Source organism: Microbacterium sp. H6 (assembly GCF_003314775.1).
GTDB classification, from domain to species: Bacteria; Actinomycetota; Actinomycetes; order Actinomycetales; family Microbacteriaceae; genus Microbacterium; species Microbacterium oxydans.
On sequence record NZ_QOAY01000038.1, the window covers coordinates 441 to 4676 of the forward strand.

Below are 4236 nucleotides of genomic sequence, written 5' to 3' on the forward strand. Positions count from 1 at the left end.
GGTGCGAGGATGCCGTCGTAGTACATCTCGCGGCGGGCCTGCGCGCAATCGTGCACGTCGATTCCGAGGTGGTGCGAGGTGCCGTGCACCATGTAGCGCCGGTGCTGACCGCCCTTGTCGGCGTCCAGAGCCTCTTCCGCTGTGACGGGGAGCAGACCCCACTCGGCCGTGCGCTCGGCGATGACCTTCATCGCGGCACCGTGCACATCGCGGAAGCGCACCCCGACCTTGGCAGCGGCGAAGGCGGCATCCGCTGCTTCGCGGACCGTCTCGTAGACGCGGCGCTGCACCTCGGTGAACGTGCCGGAGACCGGCAGGGTGCGGGTGATGTCGGCGGTGTACAGGCTGTCCGCCTCGACGCCGGCGTCCACCAGGATCAGATCACCGGGAACCACGGTCCCGTCGTTGCGGGTCCAGTGGAGGTAGCAGGCGTGCGGCCCCGATGCGGCGATCGTGTCGTACCCCTCGCCGTTCCCGTCCTCGCGTGCGCGGCGGTGGAAGACACCCTCCACGACGCGTTCGCCGCGGGCGTGCGCCGTCGCAGCGGGGAGCTCACGGATGATGTCGTCGAAGCCGTTCGCCGTGATCTCGACCGCGCGGCGCATCTCTGCGATCTCGAACTCGTCTTTGATGAGACGCAGCTCGGAGACGAAACGGGTGAGCGCCTCGTCCTCGTCGAGCACGAGCTCGCCCTCGACCGCCTCGAGCTCGTCGAGGTGCGCCGTCGTGATCTGGAGGTCGGCGGCGACGCCGGCGAGGGAGGGGCGCGGTCCGATCCAGAACTCGCCGACCGTCGCGTCGGCGTAGAACTCCGTGGTGGTGCGGTCGGCACGCTCGCGGAAGAAGAGCGTGATGTCGTGACCGTTCTCGGTCGGCGCGAAGACGAGGACGGAGTCGGGCTCGGCATCGGAAGCCCACCCCGTCAGGTGCGCGAAGGCGGAATGCGCCCGGAAGACGTAGTCGGTGTCGTTGCTGCGCTGCTTGAGCGAGCCTGCCGGGATCACCAGACGCTTGCCGGGGAACGCGGCGGAGACGGCGGCGCGGCGGATGGCTGCGTATGAGGCCTGCGCACGCGGGGCAGGGAGCGTCTCCGGACGCTCGGCCCAGCCGGTGGAGATGGTGTCGAGGAAGCCCTGCGGGAACGGCTGCTTGCGGTTCGTCGTGCCGTTCTCGGCAGACGCTTCGACGGTGGGCTCTGCGATCGTGTCGCGCTCTCCTGTGCTCATCCCTCCAGTCTGTCACCTGGCGGGCAGGCGTGGGACTCAGCCGGCGGGCTCGAGCTGCACGACGAGGGCGCGGTGGTCGCTTCCGCCGGCATCGTCGAGCACGACGGAACCGCTCGGCGACCAGTTCTGCGACGTCATCACATGATCGATGGGTGCACCGGCGAGGGCGGGCAGCGAGCTCGGCCACGTGCCCGTGAGTCCGTTCCCGGTGCGGGCGGCCACATCGCGGCAGTATCCGATGTCGCCGCCCTCAACTCCGAGCGGAGCCATGTGATCGACGGTGGCGTTGAAGTCGCCGGCGAGGATGAAGTCACCCTGCGGGCACTGATCGGCGATCCACTGCAGATCGCTCCGCCACTGCTGCATCTCCTCCATACGGGGGGCCACCGCGTGCACCGCGACGATCGTGGGGCCGGTCCCATCGGTCGGCATGAGCACGACGCTGGGAACGGAGCCGGTGTTGCTCGTGCCGTCCTTGGCCGATTCGATCACGGAATACTCGCCGAGGTCCGGAGCGACGAGCACGGTGGTGTGCCAGGACTGCGGGCCGTCCTGCACATCCGGCCGGAACTGCACGTGATGCACCCACATCGGATGTCCCTGCTCGCGCAGCATGATGGCGATGCGCTCGCCGACGGCCTCGGTCGTCTCCGGGAGCGCGACGATGTCGGCTCCCTGATCGAGGATCCGCTGCGCGATCACCTCCGCGGAGACGGCCTCGCCCGCGGTGTTCCAGGTGAGCACGCGCACACTGCCGTCGGTCTTCTCCGGGAGCGCGGATGATCCGAAGCCGCGCACGGCTCCGATGGCCGCGGTCGCACCCGCGCCGAGCAGCGCCACGATGAGGATCGATGCGGCGAACCCCCTCAGTGGGCGGGCGAACAGGAGGAGGAGCGCCAGGGCCGCGACGACGAGGAATCCGCCGAGTACGAGACCGCGCGCCGATACCAGCTGCGCGAACGGGTACGTCTGTTCGAGACGGAAGAACTGCGGCCACACCACGATCGCCGTCGCGATCGCGAGAAGCACGGTGAAGAGGATCCCCAGGAGACGAAACATCCCCTCCAGCCTAGGAGCGCCGCCTGGGAAGTCCCTGCCTCGACATCCGTGCCGAGCCTGAGCGGGATGGGGCGCGCCTGAGCGGGCCTGGGGCCGCGGATGCTCGGTACGCTCGGAGGATGGCCACTTCGTCCCCCGGGTTCGCCGGTCCCGCCGACCTGCACCTGCACTCCAACCATTCCGATGGCACGGAGTCGCCGGCCCAGGTGGTGGCCCAGGCGCATGCGCACGGGGTGCGTACTCTGGCGCTGACCGATCACGACCGCACCACGGGGTGGAGCGAGGCCGGAGATGCGGCTGTCGAGCTCGGTATGACGTTCATCCCGGGGATGGAGCTCTCCGCGAAGCACGAGTGGCGGAGCGTCCACGTGCTCGGGTACCTCTTCGACCCGGAGGACGAGGCGCTGCGTGCGGAGACCGATCGCATCCGCGGCGATCGGATCGGCCGGGCCGAGCGCATCGTGCGCAACATCGGGCGGGACTACGACCTGCAGTGGGACGACGTGGTCGCGCAGACAACGCGGGATGCCACCGTGGGGCGCCCGCACATCGCCGACGCCCTCATCGCGCGCGGCATCGTGCGGGACCGGACGGAGGCCTTCGACGGCATCCTGCACCCTCGCGAGGGCTACTACGAGCCGCACTACGCGCCCGATCCGCTGACGGCGGTGCGTCTGATCACGGACGCGGGGGGAGTGGCGATCATCGCCCACCCCGTGACGGCGGGTCGCGACCGCATGATGCCCGTGCCGTTCATCGAGCGACTCATCGCCGCGGGGCTCGGCGGATTCGAGGTCGAGCATCGGGAGAACACGGAGTCGGGCAAGCGGGTGCTGCGTGAGATCGCCGCGAAGCACGACCTCATCGTCACCGGATCGAGCGACTATCACGGCACCGGCAAACCGAACCGCCCTGGCGAGAACACGACCTCCGAGGAGATGGTGTCCAGGCTCATAGCACGAGGCACCGGCATCGCCCCGCGTTTTCCCTGACCCTCGGCGTTCTGTCGGCGACTTCCCTGCGGGCTGTCGAACCGGACCGATACCGTCCGAGGCATGCAGCGAGCGACTTCCCTGGAGCGGCGCGTCGACGCGTGGGCTCACCGGCTCCTCCGTGACGCCCCGTCGAACGGTGTCCGCGCCGGCCTCATCGAGTTCTCGGTGTTCGTGGTCAAGCAGGCGTGGGCGTGCATCTTCGGTGGAGCGCTCCTGGTCCTCATCGTCGCCGCGCGCCTGTGGTATCCCGACGACGCGGCGCTGGCCCGCAACGACGCGCTGACGATCGCTGCGGTGCTGATCCAGATCGCGATGCTCGTCTTCCGCTTGGAGAGCGGCCGTGAGCTGTGGGTCATCGTCCTGTTCCACATCACCGGCACCGTGATGGAGCTGTTCAAGACCGATGTGGGTTCGTGGGCGTATGCCGCAGACGGGATCCTCCGAATAGGCGGGGTCCCGCTGTTCAGCGGCTTCATGTACGCGGCGGTCGGGTCGTACATGGTCCGCGTCTACCGGCTGTTCGATCTCGGGTTCACGCGGTATCCGCGACGCTGGATGACGGCGATCCTCGCCGGGGCGATCTACGTCAACTTCTTCACGCACCACTGGTGGTGGGATGCGCGGTGGGTGCTGCTCGTCGGAGTGGTGCTGCTGTGGCTGCCGACCGTGATGCACGCGCGCGTCTGGCGGCGTACGATCCGCCTTCCCCTGCTGGCCGTCTTCGCGGGTGTGGCGGTGTTCATCTATCTCGCCGAGAACATCGGCACCTGGGCGGGCGCGTGGGCCTATCCGGATCAGGCCGGAGGGTGGCAACCGGTCTCGCTGAGCAAGCTGAGCTCGTGGTTCCTGCTGATGATCATCTCGGTCGTCCTGGTGGCCTGGGTGTATCCGCCGCAGGTTCCCGGAGCGCTGTTGCGTACGACGGGGAGCGGAACCGCCAGGAGAGTGCAAGGGGG

Annotated in this window: 3 protein-coding genes and 1 pseudogene; 2 read left to right on the forward strand and 2 right to left on the reverse strand. The window is 68.9% G+C overall.

Annotated elements, in window-relative coordinates:
• Together DSP71_RS02685 and DSP71_RS02690 are read right to left on the reverse strand one after the other, a co-directional pair.
• Window positions 1–1226, reverse strand: a pseudogene (locus DSP71_RS02685) (aminopeptidase P family protein); the annotation flags it as partial.
• Between the two features lie 36 nt (window positions 1227–1262).
• Entirely contained in the window at window positions 1263–2285 is a 1023-nt protein-coding gene (locus tag DSP71_RS02690; protein WP_058631833.1) for an endonuclease/exonuclease/phosphatase family protein, read from the reverse strand.
• A gap of 119 nt (window positions 2286–2404) precedes the next feature.
• Here DSP71_RS02690 and DSP71_RS02695 point away from each other — a divergent pair, with 119 nt between their 5' ends.
• Both DSP71_RS02695 and DSP71_RS02700 read left to right on the forward strand, forming a co-directional pair.
• Window positions 2405–3277, forward strand: coding sequence for a PHP domain-containing protein (locus DSP71_RS02695; protein WP_113680308.1), 873 nt, complete (start codon window positions 2405–2407; stop codon window positions 3275–3277).
• A 63-nt stretch (window positions 3278–3340) separates the two neighbouring features.
• The coding region (locus tag DSP71_RS02700) for a DUF817 domain-containing protein (RefSeq protein ID WP_147251168.1) at window positions 3341–4236 on the forward strand (896 nt) is incomplete at its 3' end.